Origin of the sequence: Rhodanobacter sp. LX-99, assembly GCF_018599185.1 — a bacterium.
GTDB lineage: Bacteria > Pseudomonadota > Gammaproteobacteria > Xanthomonadales > Rhodanobacteraceae > Rhodanobacter.
Map to the genome: position 1 here is coordinate 74,932 of NZ_JAHFVL010000002.1, position 20,868 is coordinate 95,799.

A 20,868-nucleotide genomic window follows, 5' to 3' on the forward strand; every position below is an offset into this window, starting at 1 on the left:
GCATGCCGAATCCCGCCGCCGGCTTTTTCGGAAAGCTGCCCAGTGCCGGGGATTTCGTGCAACGACGCTTGCCGCCGAGTTTCGTCGACGCGTGGGATCGCCATTTCGAGAACGCGGTAGCGGAGAGCCGGAGCGTACTGGGGGGCGGCTGGCATGAGGCCTATCACGCCAGTCCGGTGTGGCGCTTCCTGCTCGCCTCGGGGGCCTGCGGTGAATCGGCCTGGGCCGGGATCATGGGGCCAGGCGTGGACCGGGTCGGCCGCTGCTTTCCGATGGTCATCGCCGCTCCCATCGGCGCCGATGTCGCGTCCTGCACCCGTGCACTGACCGAGGGCGGCGACTGGTTCGATGCCGCCGAGCAGGTGCATGGCACCTCCCAGGTCGACGCCGCGATCAGCGTGGACCTGTTCGACGAGCAGGTTGCCGCGCTGGCTGGCCCGCTCGACGTGTCGCAGCCGCCGGTGCCGGAATTTCTGCGCGGCATCGACTGGAATGCGGCGAGCCACTGGCGCCTGCCGCTGCCGACCGGCGCCGCTGCCGCTTCGTTCCTTGGTGGCTTGTGGACGCACCTGGCTGCCGCGCCGGGCCGCTGGTGCCTGTGGTGGACGGCCGGTGGCGAACGGGTGCCGGCGAGCGTGCTGGTCACCAACGGCTTGCCGCAACCGACGGCGTATGCGGGATTTCTCGACGCCAGCCGCAGTGTCGCGCCGTGGCAGTCGCTGGGGATGTTCGAAGGCGCCACGCCGCGCCGGCATGCGATGCCGGAAGCGGCCACCAGCCTGATCGACGTGGCCGCATCGCCATCGCCATCGTCATCGTCATCGGTGTCTGCGCCATCTGCGGCATGGCTGCCGGACGACCTCGAACTGCTGTCCGACCTTGGCGTGGTATCGGCGGCGTCGACGCTGGCGGCGCCGGTCGTGCACGTCGCCGTGGGCGTGGTGGCGGAGGCGCCTGCTGCCGGCGTGGCGGTGTTGCACCGGCCGGATGGTGCGTTGACCCTGGTGGCGGCCGAGGCGGGCCATCCCGACCGGCGGCAGCAGGCGGTCGCCGCCGTGTCCGCGATTGCCCATGACCTGTCCGGCGCCGAACTGGCTGCCGGCATGCAGGTGCTGCGCGCGCAGATCATGGCGCTGAATCCGCGACTGCGGCAGGCCAGCGAGGACCTGATCGACCCGGTGCTGGAGGATTGCGCGGTGATCGCCGCACACGTTGCCGTCGGCCAGGTCGGCCTGCTGCGGATCGGCACGGCGGCGGCCTGGCATTGGCGACGGGGGCGGCTGCAGCCATTTTTCGCCAACAGCAGCACGCCGCCAGCCGTCAGTGCGGGCGGCGATGACGATTTCGACGACCTGCTGTTCAGCCGGGTAGCGCTGAGCGCACCCGGACTCGGCGCCACGGCGCAGCCGACTTGCGGCGAGGTTCTGTGCGCCGTCGAAGCCGGCGACCGCCTGCTGCTGATGGCCACCCAACCACTGCTGCAGCTTTCGCCCGACATCCTTGCCCGCAGCCTTGCGATGCCGTCCTGCGGCGACGCGCGCCTGCACATTGCCACCGCTGCAGGCCTCGGCACGGATGCGGCCCGGTGGCCGTTGGCGATCATCGAGATTGACGCATGACGACTCGATACGTTTCGGCCGGACGCACGGTGACCGGGAAGGTGCGCAAGCACAACGAGGATGCCATCCTGGTGCGCGACGAGGTCGGTCTGTGGGTCGTCGCCGATGGCCTGGGTGGCCACTCGGCCGGCGACTATGCCAGCACGATGATCGTCGAGCGCCTGGGTGCCTTGCCCCGGCCGGGCAGCGCCTTCGACTTCATCGAGACGATCGAGGACACCCTGGTCCAGATCAACACCGATTTGCTGCAGACCGCCGCTACGCGCGGCGTCGACCTGATCGGCTCGACCGTGGTGGTGCTGGTATCCGACGCTGATTTCATGCTGTGCGGCTGGGTTGGCGACAGCCGAGCCTATTGCTTCGAGGAAGGCCGGCTGCGCCAGATCACGCGCGACCACGTGCATGGCGGCGATGATGACGTCACCCACTTCGGCGCCACGCCGGCACCGCCGCAAGCCGGCTCCGGCGTGCTCACGCGCGCGGTCGGCGCCGAAGAGAGTCTGTTCGTTGACTGGGTCGTCGCCGGCAACCGGCCTGGCATGGCCTTCGTGCTTTGTTCCGATGGCATCAACAAGGAAATGTCGGATGCCGAACTCGACGACGAGTGTCGCCGCAACCCGCAGCCGCAGGATCTCGTTGCCAGCCTGTTCGACCTGGCGATGAGCCGCGCCGGACGGGACAACATTTCTGCCGTCGTCGTGCGTATCCAAGACTGATGAAAAATCCCCCAAGCATGAATTCCATAGCCGAACTGGTCTCCGCCTACCAGGCCGACAAACTCAAGCTCCCCGCCGTATTCGATGCGCTGGGCGCGCGCGGTGCACTGGCGGAGGCCGGGTACCAGGCCGAACGCGAGTGGCTCGAACAGCAGCGCGACGCAGGCGCGCTCGATCCGCTGATCGCCAAGGCGCTGCTGGCCAAGCTGGCCGCAGTGCAGGCGCCGCTGGTACCGGCGGCACCCGACGACGACGTCACCATGGTCAAGCCGGCCACCCAGCGGCCGGCCGTGCCACCGGCTCCAGCGGCAGGCAACGGCGGCGACGAGGCCACCCGGGTGCAGCCGACCTCGCGCCCGGGCGCGCCGCCGGATGCCGACGTGGACGATGCCACCGTGGTCAAGCCGACGTCGCGACCCGTGCGGCCACCCGTCACGGACGAGGCCACGATCGTCAAGCCCGCCTCGGGCACGCCGCGGCGGCCGGTCGAAGGGCATACCGCCGGCGCCACCGGCACGCAGGGCACCCAGCAGGGCAGGACCGGCACCAGTTCCAGCATGAACAGTTCCAGCTGGAACCACATCGCCGACGCGGAAGCCGGCGATTTCGTCACGGTCGGCTCGCTGCTCAAGGGCCGCTTCCATCTCGAGCGGGAGATCGGTCGCGGCGGCATGGGCGTGGTGTTCAAGGCGCGCGACGAACGCAAGGTCGAGGCGCGCGACCGCGATCCCTACGTCGCGGTGAAGGTGCTGAACGACGAATTCCGTCGTCACCCCGATTCGCTGATCTCGCTGCAGCGCGAGTCGCGCCGCTCGCAGCAGCTGGCACACGACAACATCGTGCGCGTCTACGATTTCGACAAGGACCGCACCATCGTCTTCATGACGATGGAATACGTCGACGGCTCCGATCTCAAGCAGCTGATCCGCGAGCGCGCCTATAACGGCCTGCCGCTGGCGCAAGCGCGGCCGCTGATCGAGGGCATGGCGCGTGCGCTCAGCCGGGCGCATGCCGCCGGCGTGGTGCATTCCGACTTCAAGCCGGCGAACGTCATGGTTACCCGCGACGGCATACCGAAGGTGTTCGACTTCGGCATCGCCCGCGCCGGCAAGCACATGGGCGACGCCGTCGGCGAACAGACCATGTTCGACGCCGGCACGCTGGGTGCGCTGACCCCGGCCTACGCCAGCCTGGAGATGATCCGGGGCGAAGACCCGGTGCCCAGCGACGACGTCTATGCGCTGGGCTGCGTGGCGTTCGAGCTGCTGACCGGCAAGCACCCGTACGACAAGGCCAGCGCCGAAGTGGCGATGAAGGAAGGCCGCAAGCCGCCGCTGGTGAAGGGCCTGACCAAACAGCAGTACAAGGCGTTGTGCGCCAGCGTCGCCTTCACCAAGGGTCAGCGCCTGAAGAGCGCAAACGACCTGGTCGAGGGTTTGCGCGAGGTCGGCCTGCGCGAACGGGCCATGCCGTACTTCATGTATGGGGTGCCGGCGGCCCTGGCGATCGCCGGCGGCGTCTGGGCGTGGACCAATTACCAGCACAGCCACCACGTGGCCGAAGTGATCGCGCGGTTCACGCCGACGCGGCCGGATCACTACGCCAACGAGAACCAGGCGCTGCAGGCGCTGGATACGCTGGGCGACGACGAGCGCAAACGCATCATCGTCGACCAGGGCGAGCTGATCCAGAACTACCTGCTGAGCCGGATCGATGCCTACTGGAACCCCGCCAGGGACCGCTACGACTACGCGGGGGCGCAACGGGTATTCAAGCTGCGCGACGATCTGAAGCTGTACTCGCCGGCGCTGGACATCAAGCGCAGCAGCGTGGATGACCAGAAGAACGACCTGCTCAATTCGCTGGATACCCAGCTCACCCGGCAGATCGACGCGAACGCCATTTTCGAGAACCAGCCGGACAACGTCGTTCCCACGCTGGCGCACATCCGCGCGATCGATCCGAACAGCAGCCTGCTGAAGAACGCCGAGCTGGAGCTCAAGTACGACACGGCCATCGGCAAGTCGCTGGAAGCCGGACGCGTCGACGAAGCGACCGGCGAACTCAAGTTGGCCAGCAGCCTGTTCCCGGATTCCGCCCGCCTGAAGCAGCGCGGCGCGCAGCTGGACGAAATGGGCAAGGCACTGGCGGCGCAACGGCTGCAGGAACAGCAGGCGCAGCAGCTGCAGCAACAGCGCGAGCAGAGCCTGCAAGTCCTGGCCGGCCTGCTCGACAAGGCGAGCAACGCCGATGACTGGCGCACGAAGGTGGCCACGGCATACCACGACACGGCGGGCCTGCTCGGCGACGATCCGCGGCTGGCGGCGCAGGCCACCCGCTTGAAGCAGGCGCTGGCGGCGCAGGCGGCGGAAAAACAGGGTGCGGGCGATCTGACTGGCGCGATCGGCATCGCCGGTTTCGGCATCGACCTGTTTCCCGGCGACTCGGCCCTCTCGGCCACGCGCCAGAGTTTGCTGGAGCAGCAGAACCAGCTGGCGCAGAAGGCAGCCACCGAGGCGCAGCGCAATGCGCTGGCCAAGGGGCGGGTCACCGACCTGCTGGCCCATCCGCTCGGCACCGTGGTCTGGCTGCAGGACGTCAAGAGCGCGTTGAACAACGCGCGCAGCCAGATCGGCGCCGATTCTCCGGACTATGCCGCGGTGCGCGGCCAGGTCGACGCCGGCCTCATCAAGCTGGCGCGCGAGCGGATCGCCGCCGGCGATCTCGATGCCGCCGAACGCATCGGCCAGGCCGGCCAGCAACTCGATCCGGCCGAAGCCGGTCATGCGAAAGTCCTGGCCGACGTGACCAGCGCGCGCAATGCCGTCCGGCAGAAGAATTTGCAGCAGCAGGCGCAGGCCCTCGCCGATGCGCGCACGACGCTGGCCGGGTTGGGCGCAAAACCGACGCTGACGCCCGACTGGCAACATTCGGTGGCGGCGGCGATGGACACGCTGCGCGCCGACACGTCGCCCGAGACCAGGCGTGTGGTCGACGCGCTGGGTGCCGCCATCGCGAACGAGGCGGCCCGGCTCGCCGACCCGCAGCATCTGCCGCAAGCCAGGCTCGCGGTGGATTTCGGCCTCAAGTACGTGCCGAAGTCGACGCAGCTGATTGCGCAGGCTGCCGCCCTCGATGCACTTCAGCAGGAGCTGCAGGCCAAGGCGGCGCAGGAGAGCGCCGATGCCGAAGTGAAGTCGCGCATCGAATCGATGAAGAGCGCGGTGGCCGCCGGCGACGTCGGCAAGGCCAGCCAGTCGCTGGCGCGGATCAGGACGTTGCAGCCCGACAACCCGTTCCTCAAGACCGAGGGGCCGAAACTGCTGGCCGACGCCTACCTGGGTCAGGCCGAGGATTCGTTCGAGAAAGGCCGTTACCAGCGGGCGGCGGACGTGCTTGGGCAGGGCCTCGGCACGCTTGGCGGCAATCCGGAACTGCGCGCGGCGAAGGCGCGCTACGACGTGGTCGCCGCGATCATGGCCGCAGGCAAGCAGCCGCTGGCCAGCGCGGATTATGCGCAGCTGAAGAAGCAGCTCGACGGCATCCGCAGGACCGACGCCACGGAGCTTGGCAAGCTGGAAGCGAGCATGAAGATGCGTGGTCAGCTGAGCGCCAAGTCGCTGGCCGAACAGCTCGACAGACTCAAGCCCACCAGCGCCGCGCCAGCCGTCGAGGCGCCGTCGACCGCGCCTGTCGCCGAGACGCCGGCGGCTGTTCCGGGCCGGCTGCCGACGACCACCGGCCGGCCGGGTGCAGCACCAGCCGCCAAGCCGCCAGCCGTTGCCGAGGCGGCGACACCCTCCGGGGCCGATTCGTGCTCCAGGCCTGGACTGGCCGGGAAGGGCAAGTTCTGTTCCGACAGCATCAGCGGTGCGCGTGGACCGTTGCTGGTCGTCGTGCCCGGCATCGGCGGCGGCAAGGCGTATGCCATGTCGCGCGCAGAGATATCCATCAACGAGTTCAATCAGTTCTGCCGGGCCACCGGCAAGTGCGCCGCCATGACGGTCGCGGACCAGGACCTCGGCAATGCGCCGGTGAGCAACATCAGCCTCGACCAGGCCCGCGCCTACGCGCGATGGCTCAGCGACCTCAGTGGCGGATTCACCTATCGCCTGCCCACCGACGCGGAGTGGGTGCATGCGGCGAAGGGTGGCGGTGGCTGGAAGCAGGCCGAGGACAGCAATTGCGTCCTGCCTTCGGCCGGGGGCGGCGACGGCAGCGGCGCACCGGTGTCGGCGCGGGGCCGCTCGCGCAACCCATGGGGCCTGGTCAACATGACCGGCAACGTATGGGAGTGGGTCGTCAGCGGCGGCAGCGTGATGGTGCGCGGGGGCAGCTACAGCAGCTACTGGTCGGACTGCAGCGTCGACACCAGCCGCGCCGACGGTGGTTCGCCGCAGCGGGACGTGGGTTTCCGGGTGCTCAGGGAGCTGAAATGACCGAGCGGGAACGTGCCATCAATCGGGATCTGCATGTCCTGGACGAAGCGCATCGGCTGGGCCGGCTCTCGCGCGCCGAATACCGCGCCCGGCGCCGCCGCGTACTGCAGTCGCTGCACGACAGCAACGGCGTCGTCACCGCGCGCAAGACCCTGATGCCGTCGGCCACCACGACGTCGCGTACGCGTCGCGTCCAGGCCACGCCGTCCGGCGATACTTCGGTTGATGCCGGACATGCATTGACAACGTTGCTGTCGATGCGGCCGGCGATTGCCTGGAAACCCCTGCTCGCACTTCTGGCCGGTGCGGCGCTGCTGATATTGGTGGCGTGCTGGCTGTTTCTCGGGAGTTGAAACTACCTGTCATTGCAGTCGCCGCATAAAGTCGATCCTGTCCATGGCAGGCATGGGGTTGCCTGCCGCGCATGCGCGCTTGCGCATGATTGCGTGCGATGAGGAATGGGGGCTGTGCAAGAGGCGGCGATTCGCGGCGAGCGAAGGATGGGTCGCGGTGGAAAGCCGGTTGTGGAGCCGCTTCCGGAGCCGCCACGCGGCATTGGTCGGACGAGTGGCAAACGTAAAAAAACGGTTTGGCCGGAAGGCTATGGGCAGGCGTTTGCATATCCGGTTTGCAAGCTTTTTTGCCACCGCAACGGCGCTTCCTTCGAACGCGTAAAGGTGTATCCTGATGGAAGTAACACGAGCCAGCAGGCAGCAATTGCCTGATTGCCGGGGGCTTGGAATTTCGCAGTTGGCGTGACCTCGATGTCTCGGGGCGCGCCGTCAATGGATCGATGATGCGACCAGGGGGAATGTATCGTGCGAACTGTTTGCCTCGCGGCAGCGTTGGCGTTGGCGTTGACTGGCGGAACTGCCGGGGCGCAAGACGCCGGCGCTGTTTCGCCTGATCAGGCTTCCCGCAACGAAGTGCCCGTCGGGAATTCTCCGACATCATCACCGGAAACCGCCGCCAGGCCGCCGCAGCAGGCACCCGACAATGTCGTGCCGCCGGTGAGGGAGCGCGATGCCGCTCCCGTGCAGAAGATTGCGGTGCGCGGCTTCCGCGTTACCGGCGTTGCGGATCATGCGGACCTCGGCGTAACGCCGGCAAGCGTCCAGGCGCTGGCCGATGCGCAGTACCGGGAACTGGCCGGCAAGGCCGGCAATCCGGTGCAGCTGAGCTTCGAGGAGATGCAGGGCGTTGCCGACAAGATCGTCGAGCGCTATCGGACGGCCGGCTTCATCGTCTCCAACGCGTTTCTTCCGGCACAGACCGTCGGCGCCGACCAGATCGTCGAGATCCGGGTGCTGGAAGGCAAGATCGGCAAGATCATCGTCAAGGGCACGAAACGCTACCGCCCCGGCGTGATCTCGGCATCGGCGGAAAAGCTGCGCGGCAAGCCGCTGCTGAAGAGCGACGTCGACACCGCGCTGCTGTATGCGCGCGACCTGCCGGGCGTCACGGTGGCATCGACGTTCCAGCCGGGCGAGAACACCGGCGACACCGACCTGGTGATGATCGCCAACGAGGCGAAACGGCCGTACAAGTTCACGCTTGGCGCCAACAACTACGGTACCGAACTCACCGGCCGCTACCGTGCGCAGGCCGGCCTCGAGTGGGCCAGCCCGCTCGGTATCGGCGACGCCTTCAACCTCAATGTGGACTACGCGCTGGACCCGAGCGACAACGTTTATGGCGCGGTGTCCTATCGTGCGCCGGCGCCGCGTGTGCCGGGCCTGAGCGCCGTGATCGGCGCCTCGCGCAACGAACTGCAGATCAACTCCGGCTCGTTCGCCGCGCTCGACGTCAAGGGCCCCAGCTCGCTTTACTACGGTGGCATGGACTGGAAGTTCATCAACCGGGACGACCTGCAGGCCCTGAGTACGCTGCATTTCATCCGGGAGGAATCCCGGCTCGACAGCATCGGCGTCAATCTGTCGGACGAAAAGTTCAGCCTGGCCGAACTGACCTACGGGATGCTCCATACCGATCGCCGTTTCCATGGCGTCGATATCCTCCAGGTCGGCCTGCGCAAGTCGATCCACGACGACTCCCGGGAACCGGACCTGGTCAGTCCGCAGCATTCGAGAAGTTTCCTGGTCGCCAAGCTCTCGTACACGCGAATGCAGTTCCTGACCAAGTCGCAGCGGCTCAACTTCAAGCTCGTCGGCCAGTACAGCAACGACGCGCTGGTCCCGCTCGAGCAGTTCGCGCTGGGCGGCCCGGACAGCACCCGAGCCTATCCGATCGCCGACGCCCTGCGCGATCGCGGCTATTACACGTCGCTCGAATATCACGTCGATGCGCCGGGCTTCGGCGACAAGGTGTCGCCGTTCTACGGCCGCCCCTGGCGCGAGTTGCTCGAATTCCAGGTTTTCGTCGACTACGCCAAGGGCTATTCGGCGGGCGCCAACAAGTTCATCGAGCCGGAGTCGGCCACGCTCAGCGGCGTGGGCGCCGGCCTGATTTTCAGGCTGCCGCGATTCAGCCATTTCGAGTTCCATCTCAATGGCGCCGTACCCCTGGGTTCGCAGGATGCGTCCGATCACAAGGGCTATCACATCTACTCCCGCTTCAGCTTCACGTTCTGACGGATGACGACCATGAGCAAGAGCACCCACCAGCGTGAGTCGCGCACCGACATGTGCGCGCGTTCGATCCCTGCGTCGGGCAAGGCCTTGCCCTTGCGCAGGACCTGGCCGATCAGCCTGTGCGTCGGGTTGGCCGTCGGGTCGATCGTCTTCAGCGGCGATGCGCTGGCCGGTGGTCCCACTGGCGGCGTGGTCGTCGGCGGCACGGGTTCGATCACCCAGAGCGGGAACAGCACGATCATCAACCAGGCATCGCAGAAGCTGGCGCTGAACTGGCAGACCTTCAACGTGGGCGCCAACGAATCGGTGCTGTTCAACCAGCCGGGCCGCTCGGCGGTGGCCCTGAACCGCATCCTCGACCAGAACCCCAGCCAGATCTTCGGCCGCATCAGTTCGAACGGCCAGATCTTCCTGATCAACACCCACGGCATCATCTTCGGTGCCACCGCGCAGATGAACGTGGGCGGCCTGCTGGCCAGCACGCTCGACCTCACGCCGAACGACTTCCTCGCCGGACACTACAACCTCAACGCGACCGGAGCCGGTGCCGGCATCGTCAACCACGGCCTGATCCAGGCCGCCAGCGGCGGTTCGGTCGCCCTGGTCGGCGGCAGCGTGCTCAACGACGGGCTGATCTTCGCCAACTACGGCAAGATCAACCTCGACGGCGCCGATCATGCCGTGCTCGACTTCGACGGCAACGGCCTGATCAACATCCAGATCACCGGCGAACTGAAGCAGCGCCTGGACCAGCGCGAAGCGGCGGTCACCAACAAGGGCACCCTGCGCGCCGAAGACGGCACCGTGGTGCTGCAGGCCTCGGCAACGAAAGACCTGTTCACCAGCCTGGTCAACAACACGGGCGTCATCGACGCCAGCGGCATCAGCACCGACGGCGGCGTGGTGCGTCTGGTCGGCAACGGCGGAAACGTCGAGAGCAGCGGCAGCATCAGCGTGTCCGGCGTGCATGGCGGCAGCGCGCAATTGCTGTCCGACGCCAACGTTGGCGTGACGGGACGCATCGACGCCTCGGGCGAGCAGGGGGGCGGCACCATCCGCGTGGGCGGCGGGTACCAGGGAGGCGAGGGGCTGACCACGGCCAACGTCACCTACCTCGGCCCGGATGCCGTGCTCGATGCCGATGCCACCGGATACGGCAACGGCGGCTCGGTCGTGCTCTGGGGCAACCAGGGCAACAACTTCCTCGGCGCCATTACCGCCCGTGGCGGTGCGCTGGGCGGCAACGGCGGACTGGTGGAGACCTCGTCCCACTATGGACTGAACGCACAGGGCAGCGTCGATGCCTCGTCGCCGCGCGGGCGCGCAGGCACCTGGCTGATCGATCCCTACAACATCACCATCCAGACCGGTGCAGGCACGCTCTCCTCGCCGTTCAGTGCCTCGGCGGACTCCACGATCAAGGCAGGCGATCTCAACACGGCGCTCAACGGCACCAACGTCACGGTGTTCACCGGCTCCTCCGGGACCAGCAACGGCGACATCACCGTCAACGCGGCCATCAAGCCGAGTGTCGGCGACAACGTGCTTTACCTGAAAGCTGCCGGCGGCATCTACGTCAATGCGGACATCAGCGCGGCTGACGCATCGCATAAGCTCGACCTGTACCTGTGGTCGAACTACGGCGGCACCGCGGCAGGAACCAGTTACGTGAGCAACGCATCGTGCGCGGCCCTCGTGAGTTGCGTGGTGACGGTTGGCAACACCGCCAACGCCGCGATCGCCACCAATGGCGGCCTGGTCGACGTCGAAACCGGCATTGGCGGCGGCGCCTTCACCTTGGGTGTCGGCAGCAAGACCGGATCGATCAACACCGGCACCGGTGCGTTGACGGTGCACGCCACCGGCATCAGCGAGGCCGTAGGCTCCAACACCATTACGGCGGGGGCGGCCACTCTGGATGCGGGCGCCGGGGCGATCGCGCTTGGCAACGCCGGAAACAATTTCTCGGGGGCGGTGGGCCTGAGCAACAGCGGCGCCAACGCCGTCGTGCTGAACAACGGCACGAACGCGCTGAATCTGGCTGCCTCGACGCTGGGCAGCGGCGCGTTGACCATCTCGGCAACGGGCATCTCGCAGAGTGGAGCGATCACTCAGGCCGCGTCGGCGGCAGGCGCGACGTTCAACGCCGGAGCGGGGGCGATTTCACTCGGCGATTCCGGCAACGATTTCACGGGCCCGGTCAGCCTCAACAACAGCGGTGCCAACGCTGTCACGCTGAACAACGGCACCCACGCACTGGATCTCGCCACTTCGACGCTGGGCAGCGGCACCTTGACCGTTTCGGCAGCAGGCATTTCACAGAGTAGTGGAACGATTACTCAGGCCGCGTCGGCGGGAGCCGCGACGTTCAATGCCGGCACGAATGCGATCACGCTGGCCAATGCCGGCAATGCCTTTACCGGTGCGGTGAACCTGGCCGGCAGCAATGTGAGCCTGGTGAACAACGCGGCGACCACCCTGGGCACGACGACGGCTACCGGCACCCTGGACGTGGGCAGCAACGGCGCCCTGAGCCAGAGCGGTGCATTGACGGTGACGGGCGCGGCCACGTTCACTCAGAACAGCACCACGGCGGGGGCCACCCGGGACATCAACCTGGGCAGCCAGAACAACAGTTTCCAGGGTGCGGTGACCTTTGCCACGGGTGTCGGCGCGGGAATCAACAACCTGTCGCTGAAGAACACCTTCGCGACCCCCGGCACCCTGGCGCTGCCGGCGAACGTGGCCGGCATCCTGACGTTGAATTACACCAACGCCGCCTTGACGGTACCGCTGGCAGGCGTAGTGGCCGGCGGGCTGGATTTGACGGCCGGCAGCGGCATCACGATCAACGGCAACGTCAGCACCAGCGGTGCGCAGGCCTACCATAGCGCGGTGACGCTGGGCGCCGACGCGATTCTCGCGAGCAGCGCTAGCGGCAACATCGGCTTCGACTCGACCATCGATGGCGCGCATGCGCTGACGGTGAACACTGGTGGCGCCACTAGTTTTGGCGGCGCGGTTGGCGGCACGACGGCGCTGACCAGCCTGACCACGGACGCTGGCGGCAGCACCATGCTGGGCGGCAGTGTCACCACCAGCGGTGCGCAAACCTACAATGACGCGCTGACCCTGGGTGGTGATGCCACATTGACCAGCAGCGGTGCCGGCGCCATCAACCTGGGCAGCACGGTCGACGGCGCACACGCCCTTGCCGTGAATACCAGCGGGGCCACCACCTTCGGTGGTTTGGTCGGCGGCACGACGGTGCTGACCAGCCTGACCACGGACGCGGGCGGCGGCACCACGCTCAACGGCAATGTGAGTACCACCGGGGCGCAAACCTACGGCGACGCGATGACGTTGGGCGCCAATGCCACGCTGACCGGAACGACGGTCAGCCTGGCGGCCGTGACGGGGACCGGAAACAACCTGACGGTGACCGGCAATGCGGTGCTGGCCGGCGTGATGTCGGGCGTGAACACACTGCAGGTCAGCGGCACGACGAACCTCAATACCGCCAGCGTGAGCACCAGCGGCGGCCAGACCTACAGCGGCGCGGTGACGCTGGGCGTCGGCACGACCCTGGCGAGCAGCGGCAGTGGCGCCATCGGCTTCGGCTCCACGGTGAACGGCGCGCATGCGCTGACGGTAAACACCAGCGGCACCACCAGCTTCGGTGGTGCGGTCGGCGGCACGACGGCGCTGACCAGCCTGGCCACGGACGCGGGCGGCGGCACCACGCTCAACGGCAATGTGAGCACCACCGGCGCGCAAACCTACAACGATGCGATAGCGCTTGGTGCCAACGCCACACTTGCAACCGCCAGCGGCGCGGTGTCCTTCGGCAGCACGGTGGATAACGCCACGGCGACCAAACGGGCCCTCACCGTCAATGCCGGCATAGGCGCGGTAACGTTCACTGGTGCGCTTGGCAATGGCGCCAACGGTGCCTTGACCAGTCTGGTATCAAATAGCGGGACCTTCAATGCCAATGCATTGAACATTGGCAGTGGCGGACTTGCGGTGACCACCACGGCGGGTGGCATTGCGCAAGGTGGCGCCTTCACGGTGGCCGGCGCATCGAGTTTCAACGCGGGCAGCGGCGCGATCACGCTGACCAACATCGGCAACGATTTCACCGGCGCGGTGAGCCTGAGCAACAGCGGTGCGAATAACGTCGCGGTCAGCGATGCGAACGCGCTGGTGCTGGGAACGTCGACGATCGGCAGCGGAGCGCTGGCGCTGACGGCGACCGGGATCAGCCAGACCGGCGCCATCGTGCAGGCCGCCGGTGGCGGTGCGGTGACGCTCGATGCCGGTGCGGGCGACCTGACCCTGACGAATGCGGGCAACGACTTCACCGGGCCGGTCACGGCCAGCGGCCAGGCGGTAGGGATCACCGACGCCACGGCGCTGGACATGATCGGGTTCACGAGCGCGCCGAACAAGGACGTGTCGCTGATCGCCGGCGGCCAGCTCACGCTGGCGCCGACGATCACCGCCATCGGCACCGGTAGCGGGAATCTCACGCTGTCCTCGGGTGCGACCCTGACGACCCAGGGCAACCTCAGCGGCAACAACGTCTCGCTGACCGGCGCGAGCGGGTTGACGTTGAACAACGACATCACCGCCACGGGCACCTTGACCCTGGCGAGCAGCACGGGCGGCATTTCACAGGCAGCCGGCAACATTCTTGCCGGCAGCACCAGCAACCTTTCTGGGGGCACCGGTGCGGTAAGCCTGACTTCGGCCGGCAACGACTTCACCGGCACGGTGACGGCCAGCGGCGGTGGCATCACGCTGGCCGACGCGAATGCCTTGACGGCGGCGTTGGCGACAGGCGGCAACGTTGTTCTCACGGCGGGCGGCAATCTCGCGGTCAGCGGATCGAGCAACAACCTGACCACGAATGCCGCGGCGACCAGTTTTGGTGCGACGACGGTGGGCGGCAACCTGTCGACGACGGCCGCGGGCGCCATCGGTCAGACCGGCGCTCTCAGCGTGACAGGGACCAGCAGTTTTGCCGCAGGCGCCAACGCGATCACGCTGGCCAATGCGGGCAACAACTTCACCGGTGCGGTGGGCCTGAGCAACAGCGGCGCGAACAACGTGTCGATCCGGGACGCCAACGGGCTGCTCCTGGGCAACGTCACTGTCGGGACGGGGACGCTGGGCGTGCAGGCGGTGGGCATCACGCAGGCGGCGGGCACGGCCATCGTGCAGTCGGCGGCGGCCGGTGCGGCGAACTTCAACGGCGGTGGTGGCGTCCTCACGCTGGCGAACACCGGCAACGACTTCACCGGCGCGGTGAATTTGACCGGCGGCGCCACGCAGATCACCGACGCAAACGCGCTGGTCCTGGGCACGCTTTCGACCGGCAACCTGACGGCAACCAGCACAGGGGCGTTGAACCTGGGCAGCGGCACGGTCGCCGGCAACCTGGCGGCGACCAGCAACAACGGCGCGATCAGCCAAGCCGGTGCGCTGGCCGTGACCGGCAGCAGCACGATCAACGCGGGCAGCGGCGCAATCACGCTGACCGATGCGGGCAACGATTTCACCGGTGCGGTGAGCCTGAGCAACAGCGGTGCGAATAACGTCGCGGTCAGCGATGCGAACGCGCTGGTGCTGGGAACGTCGACGATCGGCAGCGGAGCGCTGGCGCTGACGGCGACCGGGATCAGCCAGACCGGCGCCATCGTGCAGGCCGCCGGTGGCGGTGCGGTGACGCTCGATGCCGGTGCGGGCGACCTGGCCCTGACGAATGCGGGCAACGACTTCACCGGGCCGGTCACGGCCAGCGGCCAGGCGGTAGGGATCACCGACGCCACGGCGCTGGACATGGTCGGGTTCACGAGCGCGCCGAACAAGGACGTGTCGCTGATCGCCGGCGGCCAGCTCACGCTGGCGCCGACGATCACCGCCATCGGCACCGGTAGCGGGAATCTCACGCTGTCCTCGGGTGCGACCTTGACGACCCAGGGCAACCTCAGCGGCAACAACGTCTCGCTGACCGGCGCGAGCGGGCTGACGTTGAACAACGACATCACCGCCACGGGCACCTTGACCCTGGCGAGCAGCACGGGCGGCATTTCGCAGGCAGCCGGCAACATTCTTGCCGGCAGCACCAGCAGCATTGCTGGCGGCACCGGTGCGGTAAGCCTGACTTCGGCCGGCAACGACTTCACCGGCACGGTGACGGCCAGCGGCGGTGGCATCACGCTGGCCGACGCGAATGCCTTGACGGCGGTGTTGACGACGGGCGGCAACGCCATCCTCACGGCGGGCGGCAATCTCGCGGTCAGCGGATCGAGCAACAACCTGACCACGAATGCCGCGGCGACCAGTTTTGGCGCGACGACGGTGGGCGGCAACCTGTCGACGACGGCCGCGGGCGCCATCGGTCAGACCGGCGCTCTCAGCGTGACAGGGACCAGCAGTTTTGCCGCAGGCGCCAACGCGATCACGCTGGCCAATGCGGGCAACAACTTCACCGGTGCGGTGGGCCTGAGCAACAGCGGCGCGAACAACGTGTCGATCCGGGACGCCAACGGGCTGCTCCTGGGCAACGTCACTGTCGGGACGGGGACGCTGGGCGTGCAGGCGGTGGGCATCACGCAGGCGGCGGGCACGGCCATCGTGCAGTCGGCAGCGGCCGGTGCGGCGAGCTTCAACGGCGGTGGTGGCGTCCTCACGCTGGCGAACACCGGCAACGACTTCACCGGCGCGGTGAATTTGACCGGCGGCGCCACGCAGATCACCGACGCGAACGCGCTGACCCTGGGCACGCTGGCTACGGGCGCCCTGACGGCAACCAGCACAGGGGCGTTGAACCTGGGCGGCGGCACGGTCGCCGGCAACCTGGCGGCGACCAGCAACAACGGCGCGATCAGCCAGACCGGTGCGCTGGCCGTGACCGGCAGTAGCACGATCAACGCAGGCAGCGGCGCGATCACGCTGACCGATGCGGGCAACGATTTCACCGGTGCGGTGAGCCTGACCGGTGGTACCACGCAGATCACCGATGCGAACGCGTTGACCCTGGGCACACTGGGCACGGGTGCGCTGACGGCCATCAGCCATGGCGCGTTGAACCTGGGCAGCGGCGCGGTCGGCGGCAACCTGGCGGCGACCAGCAATAACGGTGCGATCAGCCAGGCCGGTGCGCTGGCCGTGACCGGCAGCAGCACCATCAATGCGGGCAGCAGTACGATCGCGCTGACAAACACCGGCAACGACTTTGCCGGTGCGGTGAGCCTGACCGGTGGCGCCACGCAGATCACCGACGCGAACGCGCTGACCTTGGGCACGCTGGCTACGGGTGCGCTGACGGCGGTGAGTCATGGCGCGCTGAACCTCGGCAGCGGCACGGTTGGCGGCAACCTGGCGGCGACCAGCAACAACGGCGCGATCAGCCAGACGGGTGCGCTGGCCGTGACCGGCAGCAGCACGATCAACGCAGGCAGCGGTGCGATCACGTTGACGAACACCGGCAACAACTTCGCCGGTGCGGTGAACCTGGCCGGTGGCACCACGCAGATCACCGATGCGAACGCACTGACCCTGGGCACATTGGGCACCGGCGCGCTGACGGCGGTCAGCCACGGCGCACTGAACCTGGGCAGCGGCACGGTCACCGGCAACCTGGCTACCACCAGCAACAATGGTGCGATTGGCCAGACCGGCGCCTTGCACGTGACCGGCAGCAGCACGATCAACGCGGGCAGCGCGGCGATGGCGTTGACCAACGCCGGTAACGACTTCGGCGGCGCGGTGACGGCCACCGGTACCGGCGTGCAGATCACCGACGCCAACAATCTTGCCATTGCCGGGTTGGCCAGTGGCGCCAATGGCGCGGTGAGCCTGATTGCCGGCGGAGTGCTGACTCTGCCGGCCGGCGCCATCGATACCGGCGCTGCGAATCTGACCCTGGTCTCCAACGGCGGCTCGTTGACCACGCCGGGTGCATTGAGCGGCGCCAATGTGTCGCTGACCGGGCACGGCGGCGTGACGTTGAACAGCAATGTGACTGCCGCAGGGACGCTGAACCTGGTGAGCGGCGCAGCCATCAGTCAGGGCGCAGGCATCATCACGGCCGGCACGTTGACGGGTAGTTCGGTGGGCAACACGACGCTCAACCGGGCCAACAAGATCGGTACGCTGGGCAACTTCAGTGCGGCAAACTTCAGCCTGGTCAATGCGCAGGCATTGACGGTAAACGGCCCGCTGACGACGACCGGCAATGCAGGGGACATCGACCTGGAGACGACCGGCGGCGCGTTGGCCGTGAATGCGGACCTTGCCGGCGATACCGTTGCACTGACTTCAGCCGGCAACCTGGCGTTGTCGAAGAACCTCCAGGGCTCCACAGTGGCGCTGGTTTCCGGCGGCAGCATCAGCCAGGGCGGCGGCGTCATCACGGCGGGTACGCTGAGCGGCAGTGCCGTGGGCAGCACGACGCTGAACCGGGCGAACAAGGTGGCGGCGCTGGGCGCGTTCAGCAGCACGGGCTTCAGCTTCACCAACGGCCAGGCGTTGGCGGTGAACGGCCCGCTCAACGGCGGCGCCAGCGTGACGCTGACGACGACCGCGGGCAACCTGGCCATCAATGGCACGGTCAACGGCACCACGACGACGCTGAAGTCGGCTGGCGCCATCAGTGAAGGCGCAACGGGCAGCATTGCCGCCGGTACGCTGACCGGTCAGTCGAGCGGTGCGACCGCGCTGAACGGAGCCAACCACATTGATGCCTTGGGCAGCTTCAATGCCGCGAACTTCGCGCTGACCAACGCGCAGGCGTTGACGGTAAGCGGTCCGGTCAACGGCGGCGCCAGCACCGCGCTGACGACGACCGCGGGCAACCTGGCCGTCAATGGCACGGTCAGCGGCACCACGACGACGCTGAAGTCGGCCGGCGCGATCAGTGAGGGCGCGGGTGGCAACATTGTCGCCGGCACCCTGGCTGGCCAGTCGAGCGGCGCGACAGTGCTCAACGGAGCGAACCATATCGGCGCGCTGGGCAATTTCAACGCGGCGAACTTCGCGCTGACCAACGCCCAGGCGTTGACGGTAAGCGGCCCGGTCGATGGCGGCGCCAGCACCGCGCTGACGACGACCGCGGGCGATCTGGCGATCAACGGCGCGGTCGTCGGCACGACGACCACGCTGCATTCCGCTGCCGCCATCACGGAAGGCGCCGGCGGCAGCATCACGGCGAATCTGCTGACCGGTCATTCGATCGGCAACGCCACGCTGGATGGCAACAACCACATCGACACCCTGGGCAGCTTCACGTCCGACTTCAGCCTGACCAATGCCCAGACGCTGACGGTCGTGGGTCCGCTCGATGGCGGTCCCAGCGTGACGCTGACCACGACTGCGGGTGACCTGATCATCAATGGTGCGGTCAGCGGCACCACGACGACGTTGAAGTCGGCCGGTACGATCAGTCAGGGCGCAGCCGGCAGCATTACCGCCAGCACCCTGACTGGCCAGTCGGGTGGTGCGACCGCGCTGAACGGACCCAACCACATCGGTACGCTGGGCAGCTTCACGGCGGCAGGCTTCGCCCTGACCAATGCGCAGGCGTTGACGGTGGGCGGTCCGGTTGCCGGCGGCTCGAGCACCACGCTTGCGACGACTGCCGGCAACCTGACGATCAATGGTGCGGTGAGTGGCGCGCAGACCACGCTGAACTCGGCCGGTGCGATCAGCGAAGGCTCCGGCGGCGTGATCACCGCGGCCACGTTGAGCGGAAGTGCTGCGGGCGGAACCATGCTGGGCAGCGCCACCGGCCGCATCAGCAACATGGTCGACACCCTCGGCAACTTCTCGTCGCCGGCCGGCTTCAGCATGACCAACAACAAGACGCTGACGCTGGCGTCGGTGGCCGGCAGCGCGTTCACGGTGAATGCCGGCACCTCGGCGTTCTACTTGTCCGTGACCAACGGCGACCTGTTCCAGCTCGGCACCACGCCGGTGTACAACGGCATGGGCGTGTGGGGCTCGACGGGCCGCATGGGTACGGGTGCGGCGCCGATCTACGTGATCGGCACCGGCCTGCAGACGGTCGCCAACATCGGCATGCCGCCGGCCTATTTCTACGCCGTCGACAGCGGCGGCAACCTGCTGCCGCTGGGTGGCGGCCTGGCCGTCAACGTGCCTACCGCATCGGGCGCGGGTAGCGCGCAGAACGGCAACCACGGCGACTCGTACGTCGACCCGAGCGTGATCACGGCGAACTACCGCTCCTATGGCATCGTGCCGTCCGGCGTGCGCTTGCCGGCCGACCAGCAGAGCGGTTGCGATCCCGACCAGCCCGATCAGCTCGACTGCGAGGGCGGCGACACCGTGGGTATGGTGCGCATGATGATGAACGTGCGCCGATGAGCATGCGCAGACTCGGTGCAGGCATCCTGTTCGGGCTGCTCGCGCCAGGCCTTGCCGGCTCGGCGGCAGCGCAGATCGCCCCGCGGCTGAGCGGGACCACCGTCGTCGCCGAACTCGAGGCGGCCCAACACGAGTTGGCTGCCCGTGCAGTCGGCTTGCCGGCTTCCAGTCTTGGCGCCACCAGTGAACGTCTTGCCGGCATGGCCGATACGCTGCGCAAGACGCTGGGCGGCGATGCCGGCAAGCCGCTCGACATCCTCGACGCCGACGCCAAGGCGAGCGCCTACCGCGCCCATGCGGTGGTGCAACGGGTCAAGGCCTTCCTCGACGCGAGCAAGGGTTGCCTGGATGCCGATGCGAATGCGATGGCCGATGCGCTGGGCAGCACGGTCGCGCAGGTTGCTGCCGTATCCGGCTCGGCCAAGCTGCCGCCGGTCATCGATGGCGTCGAAACGGCGGATCACCGGCCGTTGTTCGTGCTGCGCAACGGCGGCAAGGAGATGACCTTCGCCCTGGTCGGCGCGAACCTGCTCGATGCGCAGTGCGAGGATCCCATGGTCACCGCGACGGACGCGCAGGGCCGGCGACAGGAAGTGCAGCCCAGCGTGACCGGCGTATCGCCGAATCGCATCGAACTGAAACTGGCCGGTGACGCCCGGCTCCAGTCGGGCAGCTACGTGCTGCATGTGGTGCCGAAACACAAGGCGTTCCTGGTCGGCTGCAAGGCGCAGCCGGAGGCCGTCGCCGCGGTGCAGGTCGCGCCTTCGGCCAAGGTATCGGTGAGCTACGCGTTGACCGCCACATGCCGCGCGGGCAAGGGCGCCGATCGGGTCATGCCGCCGGTTACGGGGACGATGCCGGATTTCACCGGCAGCGGCACGGTCTCGCAGCAGGTCGACACGGCGGGCTGCACGGACCCGGTCAGTTACGCGATCAGTGCGAAGGCGACGTTCGGCGACGGCCACGCCGTCTCGGTCGGGCCGATCAGCCAGATCGCCTCGGCCGGCATCACCGCCGGGCTGCCGGGTGGCCTTACCCTGAGCTGGGACCCCTCGGTGCGCCAGTTGTTCGTGCGCCCCGGCGCGGCCAGCTGCAAGGGCGTGTACTGAGA

At 67.7% G+C, this 20,868-nt stretch carries 7 protein-coding genes; all 7 read left to right on the forward strand.

From position 1 onward, the window contains the following. The first annotated feature begins 2 nt into the window (after positions 1–2). The 7 genes from tagF to KK131_RS10970 all read left to right on the forward strand — a co-directional run bounded on the left by tagF (position 3) and on the right by KK131_RS10970 (position 20,866). The gene (tagF, locus tag KK131_RS10940; protein WP_214556767.1) at positions 3–1,619 is read left to right on the forward strand and encodes a type VI secretion system-associated protein TagF; all 1,617 of its coding nucleotides are present in this window, start codon (positions 3–5) and stop codon (positions 1,617–1,619) included. After that, complete coding sequence (locus tag KK131_RS10945) at positions 1,616–2,335, forward strand: PP2C family serine/threonine-protein phosphatase (RefSeq protein ID WP_214556768.1); 720 nt, start codon at positions 1,616–1,618, stop codon at positions 2,333–2,335. Before tagF ends, KK131_RS10945 begins: the two co-directional genes overlap by 4 nt. A gap of 17 nt (positions 2,336–2,352) precedes the next feature. Further along, on the forward strand, positions 2,353–6,774 hold the full coding sequence (locus KK131_RS10950) for a bifunctional serine/threonine-protein kinase/formylglycine-generating enzyme family protein (RefSeq protein WP_214556769.1): 4,422 nt from the start codon (positions 2,353–2,355) through the stop codon (positions 6,772–6,774). Beyond that, on the forward strand, positions 6,771–7,127 hold the full coding sequence (locus KK131_RS10955) for a hypothetical protein (protein WP_214556770.1): 357 nt from the start codon (positions 6,771–6,773) through the stop codon (positions 7,125–7,127). The genes KK131_RS10950 and KK131_RS10955 overlap by 4 nt, the downstream gene beginning before the upstream one ends. Before the next feature lie 681 nt (positions 7,128–7,808). Continuing rightward, positions 7,809–9,365: a ShlB/FhaC/HecB family hemolysin secretion/activation protein gene (locus KK131_RS10960; RefSeq protein WP_345777242.1), complete on the forward strand. Its 1,557-nt coding sequence runs from the start codon at positions 7,809–7,811 to the stop codon at positions 9,363–9,365. A 12-nt stretch (positions 9,366–9,377) separates the two neighbouring features. After that, a complete protein-coding gene (locus KK131_RS10965; protein ID WP_214556772.1) occupies positions 9,378–19,757 on the forward strand; it encodes a filamentous hemagglutinin N-terminal domain-containing protein in 10,380 nt (3,459 codons plus the stop codon). After that, positions 19,754–20,866: a hypothetical protein gene (locus KK131_RS10970; protein WP_214556773.1), complete on the forward strand. Its 1,113-nt coding sequence runs from the start codon at positions 19,754–19,756 to the stop codon at positions 20,864–20,866. Before KK131_RS10965 ends, KK131_RS10970 begins: the two co-directional genes overlap by 4 nt. The last annotated feature ends 2 nt before the right edge of the window (positions 20,867–20,868 follow it).

Excerpts from the sequence above, each read along its gene's own strand:
- tagF (WP_214556767.1), top strand. The coding sequence starts at position 3 with ATGCCGAATCCCGCCGCCGGCTTTTTCGGAAAGCTGCCCAGTGCCGGG.
- KK131_RS10945 (WP_214556768.1), top strand. The coding sequence starts at position 1,616 with ATGACGACTCGATACGTTTCGGCCGGACGCACGGTGACCGGGAAGGTG.
- KK131_RS10950 (WP_214556769.1), top strand. The coding sequence starts at position 2,353 with ATGAATTCCATAGCCGAACTGGTCTCCGCCTACCAGGCCGACAAACTC.
- KK131_RS10955 (WP_214556770.1), top strand. The coding sequence starts at position 6,771 with ATGACCGAGCGGGAACGTGCCATCAATCGGGATCTGCATGTCCTGGAC.
- KK131_RS10965 (WP_214556772.1), top strand. The coding sequence starts at position 9,378 with ATGAGCAAGAGCACCCACCAGCGTGAGTCGCGCACCGACATGTGCGCG.
- KK131_RS10970 (WP_214556773.1), top strand. The coding sequence starts at position 19,754 with ATGAGCATGCGCAGACTCGGTGCAGGCATCCTGTTCGGGCTGCTCGCG.